Origin of the sequence: Corynebacterium sp. UMB9976 (genome assembly GCF_030212265.1) — a bacterium.
In the GTDB taxonomy this organism is placed as follows: domain Bacteria; phylum Actinomycetota; class Actinomycetes; order Mycobacteriales; family Mycobacteriaceae; genus Corynebacterium.
Genome location: NZ_JASODY010000065.1, coordinates 1 through 369, shown reverse-complemented (window position 1 = coordinate 369; position 369 = coordinate 1). Strand labels below are relative to the sequence as shown.

1 protein-coding gene is annotated in these 369 nt (G+C 52.3%); it reads left to right on the top strand.

The genetic code is table 11. The annotated features are described in order from the left end of the window. Window positions 1-69: 69 nt before the first annotated feature. Window positions 70-369: KUP/HAK/KT family potassium transporter (locus tag QP140_RS09820; RefSeq protein ID WP_284759473.1), on the top strand; the 300-nt coding region annotated here is incomplete at its 3' end.

Sequence of the window (369 nt, the reverse complement as noted above, 5' to 3'; positions counted from 1 at the left end):
AAGGCGCGCACTCCTTTTGGACGTTGGTGGCGCAAGCTGCAAACATCTCAAGATAAAATCACCTGGGGTATGATGATTGTTGCCCTCGGTGTGGTTTACGGCGATATTGGAACCTCGCCACTGTACTTGTCTCAGTCTTTCGTGGCTGGTCAGGGCGGTATTCAGTATGCAGACCGTGCAGCCGTGTTGGGCATGCTCAGCCTGCTGTTCTGGTCGGTAACGCTTATTACCACTGTTAAATACGTCTTTATCGCCATGCGCATCGATAACAAGGGCGAAGGCGGCATTTTTGCGTTGTTCTCCTTGGTTAAACGCTACGCGAAATGGCTGTGGATTCCTGCCATGATTGGTGGCGCCGCCTTTTTGGCC